Annotated in this window: 20 protein-coding genes and 1 tRNA gene; 14 read left to right on the top strand and 7 right to left on the bottom strand. The window is 45.2% G+C overall.

Annotated elements, in window-relative coordinates; genetic code table 11:
• The first annotated feature begins 47 nt into the window (after window positions 1-47).
• The 5 genes from gorA (at window position 48) to QH73_RS23065 (ending at window position 6015) form a co-directional block, all read left to right on the top strand.
• Window positions 48-1397: a glutathione-disulfide reductase gene (gorA, locus tag QH73_RS23085; protein WP_039714295.1), complete on the top strand. Its 1350-nt coding sequence runs from the start codon at window positions 48-50 to the stop codon at window positions 1395-1397.
• Window positions 1398-1558: 161 nt separating this feature from the next.
• Window positions 1559-2938 (top strand): glutathione-disulfide reductase, encoded by a 1380-nt coding sequence (gene gor / locus QH73_RS23080; protein WP_039714296.1) that lies wholly within the window; start codon window positions 1559-1561, stop codon window positions 2936-2938.
• A gap of 303 nt (window positions 2939-3241) precedes the next feature.
• The gene (locus tag QH73_RS23075) at window positions 3242-4090 is read left to right on the top strand and encodes a DUF4388 domain-containing protein (protein WP_039714297.1); all 849 of its coding nucleotides are present in this window, start codon (window positions 3242-3244) and stop codon (window positions 4088-4090) included.
• A gap of 129 nt (window positions 4091-4219) precedes the next feature.
• Window positions 4220-4867, top strand: a complete 648-nt coding sequence (locus QH73_RS23070) for a YqiA/YcfP family alpha/beta fold hydrolase (protein WP_039714298.1) — start codon at window positions 4220-4222, stop codon at window positions 4865-4867.
• Complete coding sequence (locus QH73_RS23065; RefSeq protein ID WP_201278301.1) at window positions 4867-6015, top strand: histidinol-phosphate transaminase; 1149 nt, start codon at window positions 4867-4869, stop codon at window positions 6013-6015. The genes QH73_RS23070 and QH73_RS23065 overlap by 1 nt, the downstream gene beginning before the upstream one ends.
• A 10-nt stretch (window positions 6016-6025) precedes the next feature.
• Here QH73_RS23065 and QH73_RS23060 read toward each other — a convergent pair whose 3' ends face one another.
• Together QH73_RS23060 and QH73_RS23055 are read right to left on the bottom strand one after the other, a co-directional pair.
• Window positions 6026-6490, bottom strand: a complete 465-nt coding sequence (locus QH73_RS23060; protein ID WP_374189059.1) for a hypothetical protein — start codon at window positions 6488-6490, stop codon at window positions 6026-6028.
• Between the two features lie 566 nt (window positions 6491-7056).
• Window positions 7057-7689 (bottom strand): GNAT family N-acetyltransferase, encoded by a 633-nt coding sequence (locus tag QH73_RS23055; protein ID WP_309476522.1) that lies wholly within the window; start codon window positions 7687-7689, stop codon window positions 7057-7059.
• Between the two features lie 266 nt (window positions 7690-7955).
• Here QH73_RS23055 and QH73_RS23050 point away from each other — a divergent pair.
• The 5 genes from QH73_RS23050 to QH73_RS29355 all read left to right on the top strand — a co-directional run bounded on the left by QH73_RS23050 (window position 7956) and on the right by QH73_RS29355 (window position 9332).
• A tRNA-Gly gene (locus tag QH73_RS23050) sits at window positions 7956-8026 on the top strand.
• Window positions 8027-8191: 165 nt separating this feature from the next.
• Window positions 8192-8389, top strand: a complete 198-nt coding sequence (locus QH73_RS29365; protein ID WP_132867494.1) for an Arm DNA-binding domain-containing protein — start codon at window positions 8192-8194, stop codon at window positions 8387-8389.
• A complete protein-coding gene (locus QH73_RS23040; protein WP_165587767.1) occupies window positions 8349-9068 on the top strand; it encodes a transposase in 720 nt (239 codons plus the stop codon). The genes QH73_RS29365 and QH73_RS23040 overlap by 41 nt, the downstream gene beginning before the upstream one ends.
• Complete coding sequence (locus QH73_RS29360) at window positions 9028-9114, top strand: hypothetical protein (RefSeq protein WP_374189058.1); 87 nt, start codon at window positions 9028-9030, stop codon at window positions 9112-9114. Before QH73_RS23040 ends, QH73_RS29360 begins: the two co-directional genes overlap by 41 nt.
• Before the next feature lie 77 nt (window positions 9115-9191).
• A complete protein-coding gene (locus tag QH73_RS29355; protein ID WP_374189057.1) occupies window positions 9192-9332 on the top strand; it encodes a transposase in 141 nt (46 codons plus the stop codon).
• A gap of 254 nt (window positions 9333-9586) precedes the next feature.
• Here the strand turns inward: QH73_RS29355 and QH73_RS23030 are convergent, their stop codons facing one another.
• The 4 genes from QH73_RS23030 to QH73_RS23015 form a co-directional block, all read right to left on the bottom strand.
• Window positions 9587-12073, bottom strand: coding sequence for an ATP-dependent Clp protease ATP-binding subunit (locus tag QH73_RS23030; protein WP_039714301.1), 2487 nt, complete (start codon window positions 12071-12073; stop codon window positions 9587-9589).
• Between the two features lie 304 nt (window positions 12074-12377).
• The gene (locus QH73_RS23025; protein ID WP_039714302.1) at window positions 12378-14702 is read right to left on the bottom strand and encodes an ATP-binding protein; all 2325 of its coding nucleotides are present in this window, start codon (window positions 14700-14702) and stop codon (window positions 12378-12380) included.
• 181 nt (window positions 14703-14883) lie between these two features.
• Window positions 14884-15249, bottom strand: coding sequence for a hypothetical protein (locus tag QH73_RS23020; RefSeq protein ID WP_039714303.1), 366 nt, complete (start codon window positions 15247-15249; stop codon window positions 14884-14886).
• A gap of 291 nt (window positions 15250-15540) precedes the next feature.
• Window positions 15541-16482 carry an SDR family oxidoreductase gene (locus tag QH73_RS23015; RefSeq protein ID WP_039714700.1) on the bottom strand — a complete coding sequence of 314 codons (942 nt, stop codon included), beginning with the start codon at window positions 16480-16482 and terminating at the stop codon, window positions 15541-15543.
• Window positions 16483-17196: 714 nt separating this feature from the next.
• Between QH73_RS23015 and QH73_RS23010 the strand changes: the two genes are divergently transcribed.
• The 4 genes from QH73_RS23010 (at window position 17197) to QH73_RS22995 (ending at window position 22097) form a co-directional block, all read left to right on the top strand.
• Complete coding sequence (locus tag QH73_RS23010) at window positions 17197-18183, top strand: zinc-dependent alcohol dehydrogenase family protein (RefSeq protein WP_039714304.1); 987 nt, start codon at window positions 17197-17199, stop codon at window positions 18181-18183.
• Between the two features lie 119 nt (window positions 18184-18302).
• Window positions 18303-18848, top strand: coding sequence for an AAA family ATPase (locus tag QH73_RS23005; protein WP_039714305.1), 546 nt, complete (start codon window positions 18303-18305; stop codon window positions 18846-18848).
• A 407-nt stretch (window positions 18849-19255) separates the two neighbouring features.
• Window positions 19256-21166, top strand: a complete 1911-nt coding sequence (gene dnaK, locus QH73_RS23000; protein ID WP_039714306.1) for a molecular chaperone DnaK — start codon at window positions 19256-19258, stop codon at window positions 21164-21166.
• A 283-nt stretch (window positions 21167-21449) separates the two neighbouring features.
• Complete coding sequence (locus QH73_RS22995) at window positions 21450-22097, top strand: acetoacetate decarboxylase family protein (RefSeq protein WP_039714307.1); 648 nt, start codon at window positions 21450-21452, stop codon at window positions 22095-22097.
• 49 nt (window positions 22098-22146) lie between these two features.
• Here QH73_RS22995 and QH73_RS22990 read toward each other — a convergent pair whose 3' ends face one another.
• On the bottom strand, window positions 22147-22662 hold the full coding sequence (locus tag QH73_RS22990) for a response regulator transcription factor (protein WP_039714308.1): 516 nt from the start codon (window positions 22660-22662) through the stop codon (window positions 22147-22149).
• Window positions 22663-22691 lie beyond the last annotated feature (29 nt).

Raw genomic sequence — 22691 nt, 5'->3', positions numbered from 1 at the left:
TCCGATAGGTTTAGAGCTTTGTGCCTAAATTTTTCCTCAAATTCACTATGGCTTTCGATTATGACTTGTTTATCATTGGTGCTGGTCCTGGGGGAGTAGCCGCTGCAAGACAAGCTAAAACTTACGGTGTCCGCGTTGGAATTGCCGAACGAGAGGCAATTGGCGGTACTTGCGTCAATCGCGGTTGTATCCCGAAAAAGTTTATCGTCTACGCTGCTGATTTTGCCTTACACGATCGCGCGGCTGCAAGTTACGGCTGGAGCAAATGCGATCGCTACTTTGATTGGTCTGATTTTATCGCCTCAGTTCATCAACAAATCGAACAGCGCCGCCAGTCTTTTTTAAACAAGTTTCAACAGGCGGGAATTGATGTCATTCGAGGTCAAGCAACTTTTATCGATCCACATACCGTAGACATCGACGGACGCAAAATTACGGCTGACAAAATTATTATTGCGGTAGGTGGCAAATCCATCAAACCATCAAAAATTCCAGGGATCGAATATGCAATTACATCCCGTCAAATGTTTGAACTTCCTCAGCTACCGCGACAGTTAGCAATTGTTGGTGGCGGTTACATTGGCGTGGAATTCTCTAGCATGATGAATGCCTTCGGTGTCGAAGTGACATTAATGGATCGCGATGAAACAATTTTATCGGGATTTGATGACGATGTTCGTACTGCCGTACAGCAGGGATTGAATCAAAGAGGAATTCAATTTCTCGGCAACACAACGGCAAAAGAAATCAAACAAGGTGCTACAGGATTGCAAGTTGTTTTAGAAGGCGACGATCCTCAATTCGTCACAGTCGATACCGTTCTCTTTGCCACAGGCAGAAGCCCCAATACTGAAAACCTGGGTCTAGAAAACGCTGGGGTAGAATTGGATGAAAAAGGCGCGATCGCGGTTGATGCCGATAGTCGCACGAACCAGGCGCATATCTTTGCTGTCGGTGATTGTACCAATCGCAAGCAATTGACTCCCGTTGCCAGAACAGAAGGTCGGGCAGTAGCGCGCATGATTTTTGACCAGCGATCGCCACAAATTGATTACACTCTCGTTCCTACCGCTGTCGTTGCCCGTCCTGAAGCTGCTGCTGTAGGATTGACAGAAGCGCAAGCACGCGAACAATTTGGCGATGCCGTGCAATGCTACTGCACCCAATTTGAACCCCTGTTTTACAGCATGACAGATCGCTCTGAGCAGGCGATGATGAAATTAGTGGTAGATCGGCGCAGCGATCGCGTGTTAGGCGCTCATATGGTAGGCGAAAATGCTGCTGAGATTATTCAAAGTCTGGCAGTGTCGATCCAAAAAGGCATCGCTAAACAAGATATTGACGCAAACCTTGGCATCCATCCAACCACCGGAGAGGAATTCTTCTTGTTAGATTAAATTTAAACCCGTACAGTACGCCTGTTAGATACCCTCCCATTCCAACAGTTTATCTGACCACAAACTTAAATATCGCGACCAAATTAGTTGATAGGTGATAGATAATTTTTCTACCAACTACCAACTACCAACTACCAACTACCATAGGAACATATTGACTCATGACATTCGACTACGATTTATTTGTCATTGGCGCTGGATCTGGAGGACTGGCAGCTTCTAAACGGGCAGCTAGCTACGGTGCAAAGGTAGCGATCGCAGAAGAAAGTCTCGTTGGTGGTACTTGTGTCGTCCGAGGCTGTATTCCAAAAAAACTCATGGTCTACGGTTCTCGGTTTCCGGCTTTGTTTCACGATGCTGCGGGTTATGGCTGGCAGGTTGGCGAGACAAGTTTAGATTGGCAACACTTCATCACTGTTATTGACAACGAAGTGAACCGTCTTTCTCAGTTGCATATCAACTTTTTAGCAAAAGCTGGAGTCGAGTTAATTCCCAGTCGCGCCGCTTTGGTAGATCCCCACACGATCGAAGTAGACGGGCGCAAAGTCACGGCTGAAAAAATCTTAATTGCCGTTGGCGGTCGTCCGATTAAACCAGACATTCCAGGTATGGAACATGTCATTACCTCGAATGAAATGTTTCACCTACCAGAAAAACCCAAACACATAGCGATTATTGGAGCGGGTTACATTGGGGTGGAGTTTGCCTGTATTATGCGCGGTCTGGGTTGCGAAGTTACCCAAATTATTCGCAAAGATTTGATTTTACGAGGATTCGATCGCGACATCCGTAATGAAATTCAGCAAGGCATGATTCATCACGGAATTCATGTAATCGCTGATAATGTTGTTACGGCGATCGATCGCGTTCCCGAAGGATTAAAGCTGACTCTTTCCGAGCAGGATCGAGAACCAGTGGTTGCCGATGTCATTTTAGCTGCAACTGGTCGTACTCCTTATGTTGAAGGACTTGGCTTAGAAAATGCTGGCATAGATTTAGTTCCCAGTTCTCTAGAAGGTCCAGGCTACAGTACCACTAATGCGATCGCGGTGAACGAATTTGGTCAAACTTCCCAGCCAAATATCTTTGCAGTCGGTGACTGTACCGACCGGATTAATCTCACTCCTGTCGCTATTGGTGAAGGTCGTGCTTTTGCGGATACGGAATTTGGCAATCTGCGCCGTGCTTTTAACCACGAAACCGTTGCCTCAGCGGTGTTTTCTACCCCCGAAGCTGCTACTGTCGGCATGACAGAGGATGACGCGATCGCCCAACTGAGTGAAGATGGGGTCAAAATCTATCGCGCCCGTTTTCGTCCCCTATTTCACAGCTTGACTGGTGCTGCTGATAAGACGCTGATGAAATTAGTTGTCAATGCTCAGACCGAACGAGTCTTGGGAGCGCATATGGTAGGAGAATACTCGGCGGAAATTATTCAAGGAGTAGCGATCGCCGTGACTATGGGCGCAACCAAAAAAGATTTCGATGCTACTGTTGGCATCCATCCCTCTACCGCTGAAGAATTCGTCACCATGCGTTAATGGTAAGACTAATCCCTGTTTTCGTCGAATTCATTTCTAGTTTGATTCATAGCTAGTCACATCACGGCTAGCTTGTTTTTTTGCCATCTTATTTGTGGACAATCTGCGTAAGCTTGCCAAGTTCGATCGCAAATATCAATAATTTCACGGATATTTTCGACAACTACAGTTGTTATAAATGGCTTGTACTATTTTTAGATAAAAGTTTTAGCTCTTTTTATCTAGCAGCATTCGCAGCAATGAAGATGTAAGTAACATCACAAGACTTGGCAAGGGTGGGAATCAAATTGAGAACAGCCAATTATGGAAATTACCGGACAATTATTAGAATTTTCCTTACTAAATATTTTTCAATTCATCGAGCAATTTCATCAAACAGGCTTACTTTCGCTTGAGCCTGAACCAAGTGACGACTCTCAACTAGGAAAAAGCTGCTATCTCTGGTTTCAAGCAGGTGGTATTGTTGCAATAGTCGAGCAACTCGATAATCAGCACTTGCTCTCAATGATCGATAAGCGGGGCTGGATCGCACCAGAATTACTCAATATCTTGTCTGAGCCAAATGGCATAGAACATCCTCTGGGAGTTGAGTTGAAAACCAACGGACAGTTGAATGCCGAACAATTACAGGTTTTGTTTCACGCTCAAGTCATTCAGCCCGTCTGCGCTTTATTTAAATTATCGCGGGGTCATTTTAGCTTTAATTCGCAAGCGACTTTACCGAAAATCGAAATGACGGGTTTGAGCTTGCCAGTAGCGGAGGCAACTTTATTAGGTTTGCGGGTATTGCGAGACTGGAAGCCATTTACAGCAAAACTGCCAACCCCATCTGACATTTTGAATAAGAATGTTGTTGCTAAGCCGCGATTCCAACTCGATGCCCAAGAAAGGCAAGTATGGGAACTCGTTAATGGTAAAACTTCAATTGAAGCGATCGCCAAGCAGTTGCAACAACCATTAGAATCCATCCAACAAATCGCTTTTCGGATGAAGGTCGTTGGGTTATTAGGCTCTGTCTCTACCTCTCTCATGTCTGGGGAGACAACTGAAGAAATAATGACGGACAGCGGTGTAGGAGCGAATGCTGCTGCGGTAGCTAATCCTTCGCTAGTCAAGAATTTAGTCAACTTACTCAATACTAAAATTGTCTAATGCTCGGTCGACATGAATTTGTCAACGTGAAAACGTTAAATTGATGGGTAAGACGATTAATGCTTTGTAGTTATCTGCTTGCATCACAATAACTGTCAACTGTCAATCACTTTGACAACAAATTGTCACTTGAGTAGCAAATTCATCTATCTACATGGTTTTGCCTCTAGCCCTCAGTCAGCTAAGGCAGTCTATCTATGCGATCGCTTTGCCCAAATCGGTCTATCTTTATGCGTTCCCGATCTGAATCAGGGCGATTTTTCACATTTAACAATCACGCGGCAGTTACATCAAGTTGTTACCCTGTTACCACCACTTCCTACATCTGTCACAGTTATTGGTTCTAGTTTAGGCGGGCTAACCGCAGCTTGGTTGGGGCAGAATTACCAGCAAATTCAACGGTTAGTATTACTCGCACCCGCATTTGAATTTCTCACCCACTGGCTGCCGCGATTAGGCACGGCACAGCTTCAGCAATGGCAGACAGATAGGTATCTACAGACCTATCATTACGGCGAAAACTGCCTATTACCTCTAAATTATAATTTCGTTCTTGATGCTATCCAGTATCGAGAAACAGAAATATCCCGCCCTCTCCCTACTCTCATTCTTCACGGGATTCATGATGAAGTGATTCCAGTTCAATCTAGCCGCAATTTTGCGCTTCACCGCCCTTGGGTACAATTAATCGAGCTAGACAGCGACCACGCTTTAGCTAATGTCCTGCCTGAGATTTGGGATATAATGAAGTCTTTCTGTCAGTTATCAGGCAAGTAATGCTGCCATTCATCCGCTCAGACCTGGCTCAGTTCACAGCTTACAAACCCCATCCCAACAGCTCATCTGGAAAAGCTGTTGAGTCGTCAATTTCGCTCGATCGCTTAGATACGAATGAAAGTCCGTTCGATCTACCCCAAGAGTTGAAAGACAAGCTTGCCTGGATGTATCAACACGCACTGGAGAGTAACCGTTATCCTGATGGGGGACACGCTCAGCTCAAAAGTACGATCGCCCAGTATGCCAGTGAGTCAGCGGTACTAGCTGATGCTGGTTTTACCAGTGCCAACATTTCTGTCGGTAATGGTTCGGACGAACTGATTCGTTCTTTGTTAATTGCGACTTGCTTGCAGGGAGAGGGAGCGATTTTAGTTGCCAATCCCACGTTTTCGATGTATGGAATTTTAGCTCAAACTTTGGGTATTCCCGCGATCGCGGTGGGACGAAAAGCCGACAACTTCGAGATCGATCTAGCTGCGGCAAAATTGGCGATCGCGAACGAGCAAAATCCTCCCATCCGCGTTGTGTTTGTCGTCCATCCCAATTCACCTACAGCTAATGCTTTAACTACAGCAGAATTAGAGTGGTTGCGTAGCTTGCCACAGGAGATTTTAGTCGTCATTGATGAAGCTTATTTCGAGTTTAGTCAAACAACTGTTGCCAGCGAATTATTGCACCGACCGAATTGGATTGTACTGCGGACATTTTCCAAAGCTTTTCGCTTAGCAGCACATCGGGTAGGCTATGCGATCGGGCATCCAGAATTAATTATGACTTTGGAAAAAATTCGTCTCCCTTATAATTTACCTACATATTCTCAAGCCGCAGCCGCGATCTCTCTTCAGTATCGTCACACCTTATTAAGTGCAATTCCCCAAATTTTATCTGAAAGAAGCAAGCTGATGCAGGCTTTAACCGCTTGCCCTCAGTTCAAAGTCTATCCGAGTATGGCTAATTTTATTTTTATTCAGTTACAGCAGGATGCGATCGCCCTAGAAAGCGATTCCCTTAGCAAGTTGCATCAACAGTTACAAGCCAGCGGTACGTTAGTCAGACAGATTAGCAACGGCTTGCGAATTACTATCGGCACACCAGAGGAAAATGCTCGTACTTTAGAGAGAATCTTGTCAGTTTTCCCTAACTCCTAAACTCCGTACTTTAAAGTCGGCGACGCTCAATGCCACTCGGTCGGCGTACCATAGCAACAGTTTGGGGCAGAATGCCAACTAGCAGGGCAAAAGCCTCGTCTGAAACGCGATTTACAGTTTCCGTGTCAAAATACTGTTCAAATTGTTCGAGAATTTTTTGCACTCGTTGCTGGGGAACTGTCTTCTCGGTAATTTGCTTCATCAACCGAATCCACTGCCTTCGGATTAAGTAAGCTTTCTGACAGTCTTCATGAGATTCAGGCGTAACTAAAGAAAGATTCCCGACTGGTATTGCTGCTTGACAATCGCGATCGTAAAAACCCCCCACTGCGGCTCCAGGTCCGGCAAATTCTGCATGAAAGCGCTTGATCACGATCAAGCCATTTCTGCGGCGACTGTTGACCATCAGTACTTGCCCGTTGTGCAGCAGCTGTAGAATTTCCGAAGCATTCTGACTTTCGTTGATATGTGTCATGCTGCTAGAACCACAGGAATCGGTAATGCCGATACTGCTACAAGGGGTTTGGGCTAGTAGTAGAGCAGGTTGGTAATACGATCGGATTTTGCTATCCATTTTTCCTACTCAAGATAAGTTTTCTGTGGGTTTGTAAGTATAAAGAGTAGCTAGGAGTCAAATCCAACTGCTTTGCCTTCCCTTCGATCCAAAACATGACGACTGAGCAAACAAAAACGCAACTTTTGCCTTCTGGTTACCCATTTTGCTTCATATTCTATTTGATCTAGCAAAGGCTGATATAAAGTAACTATGAGGTAAGTTTAAAGCCTTAATAAAGATTAAATTCAGAAATCTTATAGGCTGAGAAGAGACTAATATTTATTTAAGCAATAATTAATACCGAATTGCCTGAATATTTTAACTTTTACTTAATTATTTGGCAGCGGTTACAATTTGTATCGTTTTTGCTAGTGGCGGAATAGATAGAGCGACCTGAAAGGATAGACAGCTTTGCGCCGCTCAATGTCAGAGATCGTCATTCCAGTGTCAAGTTTTCAATCTAGCTGTCAGTCCCAAAATCGCATTCAAGTACTATTGCTGGATTTGAGGCGCTTGTGTAATAGTAACTGCCGAGGTTGTTGAAATAGCCAATGGCTCCAACTTGTATCAATTCGTTCTAACTGATATCCCAATTTTAGATAGAGTTGTCGTGCTTGATGATTGTTTTCTAAGACATGGAGAAATAGATCGTCAAAACCCCAAGATTTAGCAACTTGTTCGCAGCTAAGCAGTAATTTCCCGGCTATTCCTTGGCGGCGACGAGTTGTATGAACGGCTAGATTTGAAAGATAGGGATATTGATAGCTTTGGCGATAGGGTGTAAAGCTGTAAGCGGTTCCCAGCGAGATTGTTCGCAATGCCAGTTCTACTGTTCCAGCTATACCTAACGTACTGTCATGGGAATAGATACCTATATTTTCATTTTGTGCAGTTTTTTCAACTGCGACTAAACAGACGTGATGGGGGGCAGTGGTATGGATGCGATGGCGAATGTCTTCGTAAATTCCCAGCCTCAACAACGGGTAAGTCCAACCAAAAAATCCTTCGCGAGAGTGAAAACTGTCTGCCAAAATTTCTGCGACGCTCGACACATCTTCCAGTCCGGCAGGACGAACTTGCCAGTGGAAGTTGCGATCGCCTGGTTGCGATGTCAGCACTTGAAAATTAGATGGAGTCAAAGAGGAAGATTTTGAAACATATAAGCTGCCCACTGCCAAATATCCTAAACGATCGCTACAGCTAAGACCAGAATAGCTTATGGAAGACTTATCAGAAGTCAGAAATCAGAACGAAAAGTCGCGATCGCTAGCCACTTCACCACTCCCTACTTCCCGATTGCTGAGTAACTGCGTGCAAACTCAATAAAATCTATGTTATTCTAATTGAGTTCTCCAGTAGCGGCATCTCGTATCGTCAACAGCGTGCGGGCATAGTTTAGTGGTAAAACCATAGCCTTCCAAGCTATTGATGCGAGTTCGATTCTCGCTGCCCGCTTTTTGACCGAAACCCCTGAAACCGTTGATTTTTAGGGGTTTTGCATTTTTGTGTCATTCGAGTCAATAGTACAAAAGTTCTGAACTTGTGCCCAAAATTGGGGTAGTTTAGGTGCTTTTAGAGTGAAAATTGGGGTAAATTATTGGCGTTTACCCCAAGACATATATGTACTCAGAAAGCAGAAAACAGAAGGCTTCCAAAGGAGCAGTTCGGGTCAAAAACTCTAATGGTCGGCTACAGCTAGTTTTCTCTTATGGCGGTAAGCGTCATTATCTTTCACTTGGCTTTGACGATACGCCAACTACACGCTCGCGCTACGCAGATGAGAGCAAATCAAATCGAGCTGGATCTCATTTCTGGTAACTTTGATGAAACGCTAACGAAGTACAAACCACAGGCAGCACTTTCAACCGTTAGCACTATTACCCCAATCTCTACCCCTGTAAACCCATCGTTGGCTGAGTTATGGGAAAAGTTCGTGGAGTATAAAAGACCACAATGTTGCTGTTGGAACAAACGCGATTTGACGGGTTTGATGACAAGATTCTGTCGTTGTATGCGCTCTTGCATGAGTACTCGTGACATCCAAGCACAGCTACAAGACCTCTACGGGGTGGAGGTGTCAGCTGGCTTGATTTCCAATGTCGCGCTCTGCCGTGGAAGAGGAGCGCAAACAAGGCGCAAAATCGTAGTCTTGATTCGGTTTACCCAATCGTTTACTTTGATGCAATCGTCGTCAAAGTCTGCGCCTGTTGGACGAGTTATCAACAAAGCCATCCACTTGGCTTTAGGAGTTAATTTATCGGGTGCTAAGGAACTCTTGGGGATGTGGATGACCCAGAATGAATCCGCCAAGTTTTGGTTACAGGTTTTAACAGAGTTACAAAATCGGGGGGTGAAGGATATCTTCATCGCTTGTGTAGATGGCTTAACGGGCTTCCCAGATGCGATTTGTCGCTGTGTTTCCCAAAACCCAGGTACAAATGTGCATTGTTCATCTGGTGAGAAATTCCTTGAGCTACGTGTCCTACAAAGACCGTAAAGCCGTCGCCGCTGACCTGAGACTGGTTTACACCGCTCTTCCCTGAAGCCCAGGCAGAACAGCAGTTGCTACGCTTTGCTGAATGCAGGGGATCGGCAATACCCCACCATCAGCAAGTCTTGGATGACTCACTGGCAGCACATTATCCCGTTTTTTGCCTTTCCGCCTGAGATTCGCAAAGCTATCTACACCACCAATGTCATCGAGTCAATGAATATGACTCTGAGAAAAGTGCTGAGAAATCCGAAGTGCTTTTCCTACTGACGAGTCCGCTCTGAAAGTGTTTACCTGGCGCTCCAGAATATTGCTAAAAAGCGGACCATGCCAATTCGTGATTGGAAACCTGCGCTCAATCGTTTTGCTATCGAATTTGGCGATCGCTTTCCATCCTAACTTTTCCCCTTGACCCAATTTATTTGACAAACTCGTTTGAATTTCACTTCCGCGTTTTTCGAGTCTCAAAAAAATGTAGGACGAGCATTTGCTCACCCTACATTTATGGTTTATTCAAAAACATTCTAGCTAGCAGAAGACAACATCAATTCTTTTGCTTCTACTTTGCTGACTTGGACTTGACCGTCAGCATCAACATCAACTAGAGCTGTGTCGCCATCGTTAATGCGACCGGATAACATAGCTTCGGCTAAAGAATCTTCCAACAGCCGCATCATTGCTCTGCGCAACGGTCTAGCACCGTAGCTGGGATTGTAGCCTTCATCGACCACTTTATCTTTAAAACGCTCTGTCACTTTCAAGGTAATAGAACGCTCGGTCAAGCGGCTAGAAATCTCTTGAAGCATGATGTCAGCAATTTGCTTGACTTCATTCTTATTGAGTTGACGGAAGACAATGACCTCATCAAGACGGTTGAGAAACTCAGGACGGAAATGTTGCTTGAGTTCTTCTTGTACCAAGTTACGGACGCGATCGTATTGTGCGTCAGCGCGATCGCCATCTAATTCAAATCCAATTCCACCGCCACCTTTTTCAATGACTCTCGAACCAATATTAGAGGTGAGAATAATCAGCGTGTTTTTAAAGTCTACCGTGCGTCCCTTGGCATCGGTCAAACGACCGTCATCCATGATTTGCAACAGCATATTAAACACGTCAGGGTGTGCTTTCTCGATCTCGTCGAATAGCAACACGGTGTATGGTTTGCGCCGCACGGCTTCCGTTAGTTGTCCGCCTTCGTCAAAGCCAACGTAACCAGGAGGCGAACCGATGAGCTTAGAAACAGTATGTCGTTCCATGAATTCCGACATATCCAAGCGAATCATCGCTTCTTCCGAACCGAAGAAGTATGCAGCAAGGGATTTTGCCAACTCCGTCTTACCTACACCAGTAGGACCGGAGAAGATAAAGCTAGCGATCGGACGGTCGGGATTCTTCAATCCAACTCGCGCCCTGCGGATAGCTTTAGAAACAGCTGTAACGGCTTCTTCTTGTCCGATTAGACGCTGGTGCAGAGTATCTTCTAAGTGCAACAGCAACTCTGATTCAGATTCCGTTAGCTTGCTGACAGGTACGCCCGTCCAAGAAGCGACAATTTGAGCAATGTCTTCTTCGTCTACTACAGGAACGCTAGCGTTTTCGATTTCTTGCTTTCTATTTTCAGCGATCGCCTTCAGTTGTTGCTCGATTTCCAACTCGCGATCGCGCAATTTCCCAGCATTGTCAAAATCTTGTGCCGAGACTGCGGCTTCTTTATCTTTCGTTACCTGCACCAATTCTTGCTTGAGTGCTTGGGTTTCGGGAGACTGCTTCGAGTTGCGGAAGCGGACGCGAGAACCTGCTTCGTCGATCAAATCGATCGCCTTATCGGGCAAAAAGCGATCGCTAATGTAGCGATCGGACAATTTAGCAGCAGCAGCCAAAGCTAGATCTGACATCTTAACTTTGTGGTGTTGCTCGTAGCGATCGCGCAGTCCAAACAAAATCTCGATTGTCTCGACAACACTAGGTTCATCTACCATCACTGGCTGGAAACGCCTTTCTAGTGCTGCATCTCGCTCGATGTGCTTGCGGTACTCATCTAGGGTAGTAGCTCCCATGCACTGCAACTCGCCTCTAGCTAAGGCAGGCTTGAGCATATTCGCCGCATCGATTCCGCCTTCGACACCGCCTACGCCAATTAAAGTATGGATTTCGTCGATAAATAGGATAACGCTGCTATTCGATCGCACTTCATCCAAAACAGATTTGATCCGTTCTTCAAAGTCGCCGCGATAGCGAGTTCCAGCAACTAACAAGCCCATATCAAGACTGTATAGCTGCTTGTCTACCAAAGTTTCGGGTACGTCGTTGTTAGCAATCCGTTGCGCCAATCCTTCCGCGATCGCGGTTTTACCAACACCAGGTTCGCCAATCAATACGGGGTTATTCTTCGTGCGCCGACCTAAAATTTGCACGGCACGTTGAACTTCTTTTTCACGACCGACGACAGGATCTAGCTTACCTTCCGCCGCTAGCTTCGTTAAATTCGTCCCAAACTCATCTAGCGTCGAAGTTTTGCTAGGAGCCGTGCCAAAACCCTTGCGTCCTTGTCTACCAGCACTAGCAACAGTTGCAACTTCGCCTAACTTGCGAATCGTGTTACCACGGGCTTCGTCTAAATCGACCCCCAAGTTTTGTAGAACTTTTCCAGCGACACCTTCTCCCTCTTGGAGCAAACCTAACAACACATGTTCTGGACCGATGTAATTATGCCCCAAAGTGCGTGCTTCTGTGAAAGCTTGCTCGAATACGCGCTTGACTTTTGGTGTAAAGGGAATTTCAGCCATCGCTGGACGATTTCCTCTACCGATTATTTTTTCCACTTCGGCGCGGGCTGCTTGAAGGGTCACTCCCAGCTCGGTTAATACTTTTGCTGCAATTCCCGTGCCTTCTCCAATCAAGCCTAATAAAATTTGCTCGGTTCCTACTAAATTGTGACCCAGGCGACGTGCTTCTTCCTGGGCAAGCATAACTGCTTTAATTGCTTTATCAGTGAAATGCTCAAACATAACGGACTTCCTCTACCGAGCTGTTTGAAAAGGTGAGAATCAAACTCTTTTTACTTCTGGTGAAATTAAAATCTCTTCACCTTTGGCGAAAGAATAATCTCTTCACCCCCTCTACATAAACTTTTATGTAGTTTCTTCCGTTAATGTATCCTTCCCAAGTACAACTCTGCATTGGTAATAGCCGTAATGCCAAAGGCGTAGTAGCCACCCCGATGACAGTTATCAGTGGATAGCGGCTAGTGGCTGGTGGCTAGATGCTTCTGACTTGCGATCTTGATAGCTGCTCCGCGACTCTCTCTTTTCCCTACTCCCTACTCCCTACTCCCTCACACAGCGGTATTTTCACCATAAAGATCGTGCCGACTCCAACTTCGCTTTTTACGTAGATTTGACCGCCGTGAAGATCGACAGATTTTTTAACAATAGCAAGCCCTAGCCCCGTACCCGAGATATTACCGACGTTGCTAGCTCTGTGAAAGGAATGGAAGAGTCGATCGCGATCGCCTATTGGAATACCAATGCCTTCGTCTTGAATTCGGAAGATTGCTACTCCTTCCTTGGAAACAATATCAAAATAAATACTTCCACCATTGGGTGAATACTTAATTGCATTGGAGAGTAAATTTCCTAGTACCTGTCGCAAAAGCTTTTCATCCATACAGCCATTGATACTCTCTCCCTGCGTGCGCAGAATAATTTTATGAGCTGTGGTTGTGATTTGCATCCCTTCAACCAGTTCGCGGCAAAATTCGATCGGATCTATGGACGATGGATTGAATTCCAGCTTACCTGCGTCTGCTTTGCCAATTAAGAGGACATCATCCAGCAAACCAGTCATGTGTTTGACAGCTGTAATGATGCGCTGGAAATGATGGCGTTTTTTCTCCTCCGTCCACTTGGAACTGTAATCTTCTAATAACTCTGCTGAAGACAAAATTGTTGTCAATGGCGTGCGGAATTCGTGGGATGCCATCGTGACGAAGCGAGATTTTAGTTCGTTCAGTTCTTTTTCTCTCGCTAGAGCGTGTCTGATTTCTGCTTCTGCTCCTTTTCTTTCGGTGATGTCGCGCACGATCGCCATTACTTCGTCTTCTTCGCTTAAAGCAATTCGTGCTTCGTAATCTCGCGATTGCTCTGCGATTGTCAATCTATATTCATATATTTGAATTTCACCGGTAGCGATCGCTTGCTCGACACATTCTACTAACGGTAGAGCGATCTCTGGCACAAATAGATCGGATAGTTTTTTACCAACTGGCTCGGTATGAGAAGCAACCAGCCAATCATCCTTTGCTGCTTTGTAGTTGAGGAGAGTGCCATCTTGACTGAGGCGAAACATGGAATCGGGAATTGCATTGAGCAGAGCGCGATTGGTAGCAACGCTGGAACGCAAAGCCTCTTCTACCCTCTGGCGCTCGGTAATTTCTCTGCGGAGTTGCTCGTTTGCCAGTCTTAATTCTGCCGTTCGCTGTTCTACTCTCAGTTCTAGTTCGTCGTATGCTTGTTGTAGTAAACTTTCTACCCGTTTGCGCTCTGTAATATCTCGGATAATAGCCAGTACTTCGCGATCGCCACTAACGACGATTCTCGCTTCTTCCACGCGAATCTTATCGTTAACCTGTAGCTGATACTCAAAAAGCTGGGGTTTCCCTGTCTCTAAGGCAGCATGGACGTAACGCATTCTTTGTTCGGCAACTTCCGTTGGTAACACGTCGTACTCGTTTTTGCCAATCATTTGACTGCTGGTGGCAGAAAACTCGCTGTCTTTAGCTGGTATGTAGTCCAGATACGTTCCGTCTCTGCCGATCCGCAAGATCAAATCTGGAATCGCCTTGAGCAAAGCTCGGTTTTTGGTTTCGCTTTCTCGCAGCGCTAGCTCGGTGTGCTTGCGCGCGGTAATATCGACGATGTAGCTCCTAACCAGATCGTTTTCTGGTAGGTAGTGGACGGATTGCTCGAAAATTTTGTCAAGAACTTCTATTTCGCGAACGAAAAATGTCTCGCGATCGTCTTGCACTCTTTCTACAATTCCAGCCATAATCGGATGCTGGAGTTTAACGTCTCGCAGATCGGGAAATTGAGCGACAGCTGCGGGGTTAATGTAAGTAATATCGCCCGTGAGATCGAATTCTAGTATCGGATTTGATATTAATTCGGGAAAGGAAGCCAAGCGAACGAGTACTGACTCTTTAGAATTAGCAAACTCGATATTTTCAATAATTTGCGTGGGTGGGCTGTGATGGGAGCTAGAATTTAGCCCACCAGAATCACATTCGCGATCGCTGTTGCAGTAGTAAGTGGCACTTACATCTCCGGCAAATTCAATTTCATCGCCATGTTTGAGATCGTGCGAGAAACAAGTTTTTTTATTGATCCGAATGCCATTCGTGCTGGGCTTGCCTTGTAAATTACCGTCAATGATGCGAAAAAAATGGTTGGCAGTACCAGGAGTTGTCACGCGCAACAAGATAGCGTGCTGGCGAGAGACAAGCTTAGACTGCAACACAATCGAGTTAGAAGAGTCGCGCCCCAGAGTGCAGGTAGCAGCCTCCAAAACGACTACGCGCTTACCTGCGTTATCTTCGATCTCCAGCCAATGCTGAGTTTGCTGTGGTTCTTTCTCTGGCACTGTTTTAAGGCAGCATATCTATAAATTGTTATTCATAGTCTGCCCATTTTTGGCGAGAAAAATGCAAATTTAGGGTAAGGGAAGCGATCGAGGGTAGGGAGTAAGGGAAGGGAGAAGCGCCACTCTCTGGTTGCGGTGTGAGACTTAGGGCTAAACCCGCCCCTACGATTCCTGATAACTGTTATCGTTTCGTAGGAGGTTCTTCACCCTCTACATACATTGGTGGTTCGATCGCGAAGTTATCAAGCCTTCCAGACTCATCAACAACATAACCATCTGTGGTAGTAAAGCCCTCGCCCTCTTCCTCTTCCTGTTGCTTAAAGGCTTCGAGTTGTTGTTTGCTCTGTTCGGTTGGAGTATTAGCTGGAATTTTAGCATCAGGTGGATTAACTGCTGTAGTTTGAGCGGTTTGTACCCCAACATGGTCATTTCCTGGCGCACCTCTACCAGGTTCGGCTGCTCTCGGATCTTCTTGCTGTGTCGGACTTACAGCAGTTTCAGATTCTCGCGAGTCTTCTCTCGGTGGTCTAGCTGGATCGTTAATCATATTTTTTACCCTCCAAATTTTTCGTTGCGATCGCAGTTTGGCTTTATATTAGGGAGCAGAGAGCAGGGAGCGCACGAGCAGTTTGACAAGTCTCGTATAGACTTACTTACGGTCGATCCCTTGTCCTTTTCTATCTACTCGCTGCCATAGTTGCTGGCACTGCATTTATTTTCAAGTTCTTACGACGATATCTGAATTCATCTTTACTTTGTCTCTTTCGCGAGAATTAAAATTGCTACGGTGCCAGGTAGAGATTGTGTATTCGAGACGTGACATGTCACATCTCGACAGTTAAGGCAAAATCTTTTCTAGCCACTCGGTAAAACTGGGAATTGTCCAGTGGCGAAAATCGCCTTCTACTCTGTCGTAGCCTGTAATTGGCGCAAAGACGTTGTTAGGTGCATCTTCTGACTTGACTTCCTTGGTACGCTGTCCCTGAAAGCCTATCAGTACCAAAAGAGTATCTACTAGAGATGGTGATAGCCGTTGCAGCAGATCTAGGACTCTACCTACATCTCCTACAATGTAGTCCCGGGTAGGATGTTCGGCAGCGTAGAGGATGGCATCAGCAACTAGACTCGGCTGGTAGTAAGGAGGTATACCCGTGGGTTTTACTCCCAGTTTGGTTTTGACTTTGTTGTAGTAGGGAGTATTGATCACAGCAGGTAGGATACTGGTGACACTGATAGGGATGTTTTCGTGTTGTAATTCGACGCGCAGAGATTCGAGAAAACCTTCTAAGCCGTGCTTAGCTGACGAATAAGGACTTTGCAAAGGGAGCGATCGCCTGCCTTCCACTGAGGAAATGTGAATCAGCGCCCCTCGTCCTTCTTGCTTCAAATATGGTATGGCTGCCATTGCGCCATAAACTTGTCCCATCAACACAACGTCAATGACACGTTTAAATTCTTCTGGCGTAATTTGTTCAAACGGTGCAAGAATACCAGTAGCAGCCGCATGAACCCAAGTATCGAGTCTGCCGTAGGTTGCTACTGCTTTATCTGCGATCGCTTTGACTTGTTGAAAGTCGCTAACATCGGCCAGGATATAAGTTGCCTCTCCGTTTGCCGCTTTAATTTCTTCGACTAAGGAGAGCAAACCTGGTTCGCTACGGGCTGCTACGATAACTTTTGCGCCTTTTGCAGCAAACTTTAACGCTGTTTCTCGTCCAATTCCACTAGATGCACCAACAACTGCAACCACTTGTTGCGCGATCGGCTTGAGTTTTGTCACTGTGTCTCCTTTAGATAACTCGTTTTTCCGCTCCAAGCCATCGAAGCTAGGAAAAATATCGAGTTTAAATTAATAATTTTTAACTTTTATGAACTAAGGTAATTAAGTTCAAGAAGTAGGACATCAGCCGAAAGATTGGTTATTATCTAATCGTTAGTTTTAAAACTCTTGAGAATACATTAATTGTCTGACATCACTCTAAAGGAGTAAAAATCATATTTTTATACTGAATAAATATATTTAAAGGACGAGCTTTAGCTTTTAATTAGACTTTCCGGTCGAATGAAAACTCTGCCATTTTTGTCTAAACTAATTTTAGAATATGCAAGAAATACCGATAAACGATCGCGGTATTGCGACAATTACTCTAACATAGAAAGACGTACAAATTGTTGAAGCAGAGTACAGAGTTCTTTCTGCCGACGATCCGGCTACGGATGAAATTGCTTACGCCGCTTCGCTAGCAATTCAAAAGCAATAAATAGAGTGGTGCGCATTGCCCACCATACGCTTGAACTTGGCTCCTAAATTCGCGCGCGTCGCTAGTTATTTATACAAACACGATATTCCACATTTTTTATATAGTATAAAACAGTAAATAGAGAGTTATTAGTTTTAAGTTCTTAGTTAATGATTATTAGTCATCGATAACTGATAACTGATAACTGATAACTGATGACTGATAACTGATAACCGATAACTGATAACTGTTCTATGCAAGCAATGATACTAGAGGCACAGGGTAAACCGCTACGAGCAGTAGAATTACCAATACCGCAGCCTAATTCGCAACAAGTACTAATTCGAGTTCGCGCTTGCGGTGTCTGTCGCACTGACTTGCATATCGTTGATGGAGAATTAACCCAACCCAAACTTCCCCTCGTACTAGGACATCAAATTGTTGGTACTGTCGCTGCTGTAGGGAAACAGGTGCAGCAATTTCAAATAGGTCATCGCGTTGGCGTGCCATGGTTGGGGCATACTTGCAATTGTTGTCGTTATTGCCTGAGTGGACGAGAAAACTTATGCGACTACGCCCAATTTACAGGCTATCAAATCGACGGCGGCTATGCCGAATATGCTGTAGCCGATGCCCAGTTTTGCTTTCCTATTCCTGAAGGCTATCCCGACTTACAAGCCGCACCGTTGTTGTGTGCCGGACTCATCGGCTATCGTTCCTATAGAATGGCAGAGGACGCAGAAAAAATTGGTTTTTATGGTTTTGGTGCAGCCGCCCATATTTTGATTCAACTTGCCCGCTACCAAGGGCGAGAAGTGTATGCTTTTACTCGTGCGGGAGACGTGAAAGGGCAGGAATTTGCGCTAAAGTTAGGTGCTGTTTGGGCTGGTAGTTCGGAAGACTTACCACCAGTCCCTTTGGATGCAGCTATTATTTTTGCCCCCATTGGTTCTCTGGTTCCGGCTGCTTTACGTGCGGTAGTTAAAGGTGGGGTGGTAGTTTGCGCGGGAATTCACATGAGTAATATTCCTTCCTTTCCCTATGAAATTTTATGGGAAGAAAGGGTATTACGATCCGTTGCTAATTTGACACGCCGCGATGGAGAGGAATTTCTGGCTTTAGCACCACAAGTTCCGATTCGTACTGAAGTCCAGCCTTTTCCCTTAGTGCAAGCAAATGAAGCTCTAGATGCGCTGCGTAGCGGCAAAATTAACGGGGCAGCTGTTATCTTGATGGAATAGGGGTAAATAATTCCTGTAAGGGCGGGTTTATTGAATTATTCGTATATGTATAAACATCTCTGGTAAAACCCGCCCCTACAATAATCTGACTATTTCGACGAATTTAATATGACTTTCTCATGCATCGTATTTCTATTGTTGGTACGAGTGGTTCTGGAAAGACAACTTTAGCACGGCAAATTTCACAGTTGCTCGATATGCCCCATGTCGAGTTAGATGAACTGCACTGGGAACCAAACTGGGTAGAAGTCTCAGACGAAGAGATCCGATCGCGAGTTAAAATTGCCCTGAGTGGCGATCGCTGGGTAGTAGATGGCAATTACAGTAAAGTACGCGATCTTGTTTGGGGTAAAGCCGATACTGTCGTCTTTTTAGATTATGCTTTCTCAGTCGTAATAACTCGCCTTTTTTGGCGGACTATGTGGCGGAGTTTTACGCAGCAGCAAGTTTGTAATGGTAACAGAGAAAGCCTGAGAAAAGCTTTTTGCGATCGCGATTCTATTTTATTGTGGGCGCTACAAACTTATGATAAGAACCGCCAACAATACCCATTATTATTCCAACAACCAGAATACAGTCACATTAATTTTATTCATTTGCGATCGCCCCAAGCAACAAAAAATTGGTTATCAGTCATCAGTCATCAGTTAACAGTTAACAGTTAACAGTTGTCAGCATTGCTTCCTTGTCCCCTTGTCCCCTCACTCCTCACCCCTAAGTCCTCATTTTGACGGCAAACACACCCAACCGATTACGGTTCACCCTATAACCACCAAGCCTTGAGTTCACTACATTAGACACAGTGAAAGCATACAGCAGCTATGTTAGGGGTTGAACAGTGGCAAACGGCATGACAAGCTACGAGCGCAAGCGACAAGCTCAAACACAAACCAACCGTCCTTACACTTGTTCGGCAAACCACCCTTCATCAAGTAGCTACCCACAATCAGTATATAGATCAGTACAAAAAGACAAAAACATTGTATTGAAGCTGGAGCGCTGCTAGTTCAACTTTTAGCTGTAGTGTATTCAATCGTTTTTAGTAGTTAGTGTTAGGGAGCCAGAACCTCCGATGGCAAAAGTAGTTGGAATTGACTTAGGTACGACAAACTCTTGCGTGGCAGTGATGGAAGGTGGTAAGCCTACCGTAATCGCCAACGCTGAGGGATTTCGCACAACGCCTTCTGTAGTAGCTTATGCCAAGAATGGCGATCGCTTGGTCGGTCAAATCGCTAAGCGTCAAGCGGTGATGAACCCAGAGAATACTTTTTATTCTGTCAAGCGTTTCATCGGACGCAAACATGAGGAAGTAACTCACGAAACCACTGAAGTTTCCTACAAAGTCTTGCGGGATAGCAGTGGTAATGTCAAACTCGATTGTCCTGCGGCTGGCAAGCAGTTTGCTCCAGAAGAAATTTCCGCTCAAGTCCTGCGCAAGCTGGTAGAAGATGCTAGCAAGTATCTCGGCGAAACGGTGACTCAAGCAGTCATCACCGTACCTGCTTACTTCAACGACTCTCAGCGTCAAGCCACCAAAGATGCCGGTAAAATCGCTGGGATCGAAGTACTGCGGATTATCAACGAGCCTACCGCTGCTTCGCTTGCCTACGGATTTGACAAAAAGAGTAACGAAACCATCCTTGTATTTGACTTAGGTGGTGGTACGTTTGACGTATCCATTCTAGAAGTAGGCGACGGCGTATTTGAAGTACTAGCCACTTCTGGAGATACGCACCTGGGTGGTGACGACTTCGACAAGAAAATCGTTGACTACCTAGCTGAAGAATTTAGAAGATCTGAAGGTATCGACCTACGTAAAGACAGACAAGCACTACAACGCTTAACCGAAGCCGCAGAAAAAGCCAAGATCGAGCTATCTAGCGTCACTCAAGCAGAAATCAACCTGCCATTTATCACCGCAACCCAGGATGGTCCAAAACACCTGGATATGACGCTGACCCGTGCTAAGTTTGAAGAACTCTGCTCGGACTTGATCGATCGCTGTCGCGTTCCTGTAGAAAATGCGATGCGCGATGCCAAGCTAGATAAGAGTGCTATCAATGAAGTTGTCTTAGTTGGTGGTTCTACCCGTATTCCTGCCGTACAAGAAGTTGTCAAGCGGGTGTTGGGTAGAGATCCTAACCAAAGCGTCAACCCTGATGAAGTAGTAGCAGTTGGTGCAGCGATCCAAGCTGGCGTACTAGCTGGCGACGTTACAGGCATTCTGTTGCTCGACGTATCGCCACTATCGCTGGGTGTAGAAACCCTCGGTGGTGTCATGACGCGGATTATTCCTCGCAACACCACGATTCCTACCAAGAAATCAGAAGTCTTCTCCACCGCTGTAGACGGTCAAACGAATGTAGAAATTCACGTTCTACAAGGCGAACGGGAGATGTCTAATGACAATAAGAGCTTGGGAACCTTCCGCTTAGATGGCATTCCTCCCGCACCCCGTGGCGTACCCCAAATCGAAGTTACTTTCGATATTGACGCTAACGGTATCCTCAACGTGACTGCAAAGGATAAGGGTAGCGGTAAAGAGCAGTCAATCAGCATTACTGGCGCTTCTACTCTCGATAAGAATGAAGTCGAGCGCATGGTGACGGAAGCTGAAAGAAATGCTTCGACAGATAAAGAACGCCGTGAGAAAGTCGATCGCAAGAACCAAGCTGACTCTTTGTCATACCAAGCCGAGAAGCAGTTGAAAGACTTGGGTGATAAAGTTCCAGCGAGCGATCGCACCAAGGTAGAAGGTTTAATTAAAGACCTGCGGGAAGCCGTCAACAAGGAAGATGATGAAGCGATCCAACGGGTAATGCCAGAACTGCAACAAACCCTCTACGCGATCGGCACTAACCTCTATCAACAAACTGGTGGTGCTGCGCCTGGTGGAGCCGATCCTGGTGCTGGGGACGGTGGTTCTACCTCTGCACCTAGTGGCGACGACGTAATCGACGCTGATTTCACCGAAAGCAAGTAAGCAAATTAAAAGTCGTAGGGGCGGGTTTTGACCAATAATCTCAAGTTTTGACTGTTAATATATTTGCTAAACCCGCCCGTACAAAAGTCAAAAGTCAAAATAATCGATTGTCCCCATACCAGAATTCTTCTGAATGGGGATTTTTTGTATTTTGGTAATTGGTAAATGGTAATAGGGAAGTCAAAAGTTAAAAGTCAAAACTGAGGAGTCAGTTCTCAGCTACTTACGACTTACGACTTACGACTTACGACTTACGACTTGTTGCTACTTACTATTCACAACTATGTCTTATCCACAAGCACCCTGGACGCTTCAAGGCTACGCTTATCAAACTCTGCACCTTTTAGAGTGCGATCGCGTGCGTCCCCTAATTCCTTCAGAATTAAATCTTGTTTCTGTCTTTCCTGGAAAAACCGTTGGCGGTGTCTATTTATCTAACTACGGCGCTGGTTCCATGCTGGAATACAGCGAATTAATCGTTGTTGCTGGTTTTGTCAGCCATGCTGGAACAATTGGCAGCTGGGTTTCCCACATTTATGTAGATAACCCTGATTCTGTAGCAGGTGGTCGCGAGATTTGGGGACTACCAAAGGAAATGGCTGATTTTACCTGGACAGACCGTAACGTGACTGTTAGGCAAGGCGATCGCATTCTTTGCTGTCTGAAGTACCATCAGCAGAACTTTGGTCTGCCAATACCCTTGGGTGCATCTAGCTTTAGTAGTCTAAACTCTAATCTACTTCTGTTTCCTGCTCAATTAAAGGCTCGTTTAGGATTAGTGAGTTCCCAATTAGAAATTCCCCCAGAAAGTCCTTTTGGGGGATTAGATCTCGGTCAACCTTGGTTGACAGTTCATGCTGACCAAATGGAATTGACAGTTGGTCAGCCTTCTATTGTAGGGCAAAGAGATTTAGAATTTAACGTAGTGTGACGAGAGATAACATGTAAAGACGCGAGATTTTGCGTCTTTACATAGAGCATTAATAATTGTATCGGCTGAAGCTCTTCCTGTTTACTGCTTCATTTTTCTTGAGCAGTATTCTTTTATCAGTTCGGGAATAAATCGGAGTTATCTTTGTAAAATTTACTGTGTTTGCCCCCCCTTGTTTTGTTGCCAAAAGTGTTTCTACTTTTAGCAAAACTTCATCTAAATCTATTGGCTTGCGAATGAAGCCGTCAATTTTGACCTTTCTTGGGTCTAATTGGGGCAAAGTGTCATAAGCCGTAACTAGCACGATCGAGACTGAAGGTTGATTTTGCGAGATCCACTGCGCGACTTCATATCCATCGATATTTGGCATCATTACATCTAATAAAACCAAATCTGGTGGATTTGCTTCGATTTTTGCAATTGCTTTATATCCGCAATCTGTGGTGTCAACCTCATACCCCTCTGCTTCTAATATTGTTGCCAAAAGCAAACAGTTGTCGAGCAAGTCATCGACAATCAGAACTTGCTTTTTTCTAGAATCAAGCTGGCAGAATAGGTCTTTCATAATTTTAATGATGTGCAATTGATGCTTTC

The sequence above is a fragment of the Scytonema millei VB511283 genome, assembly GCF_000817735.3.
In the GTDB taxonomy this organism is placed as follows: domain Bacteria; phylum Cyanobacteriota; class Cyanobacteriia; order Cyanobacteriales; family Chroococcidiopsidaceae; genus Chroococcidiopsis; species Chroococcidiopsis millei_B.
Note: the sequence above shows the minus strand (reverse complement) of the source record. Positions and strands in the feature narration are given on the sequence as shown.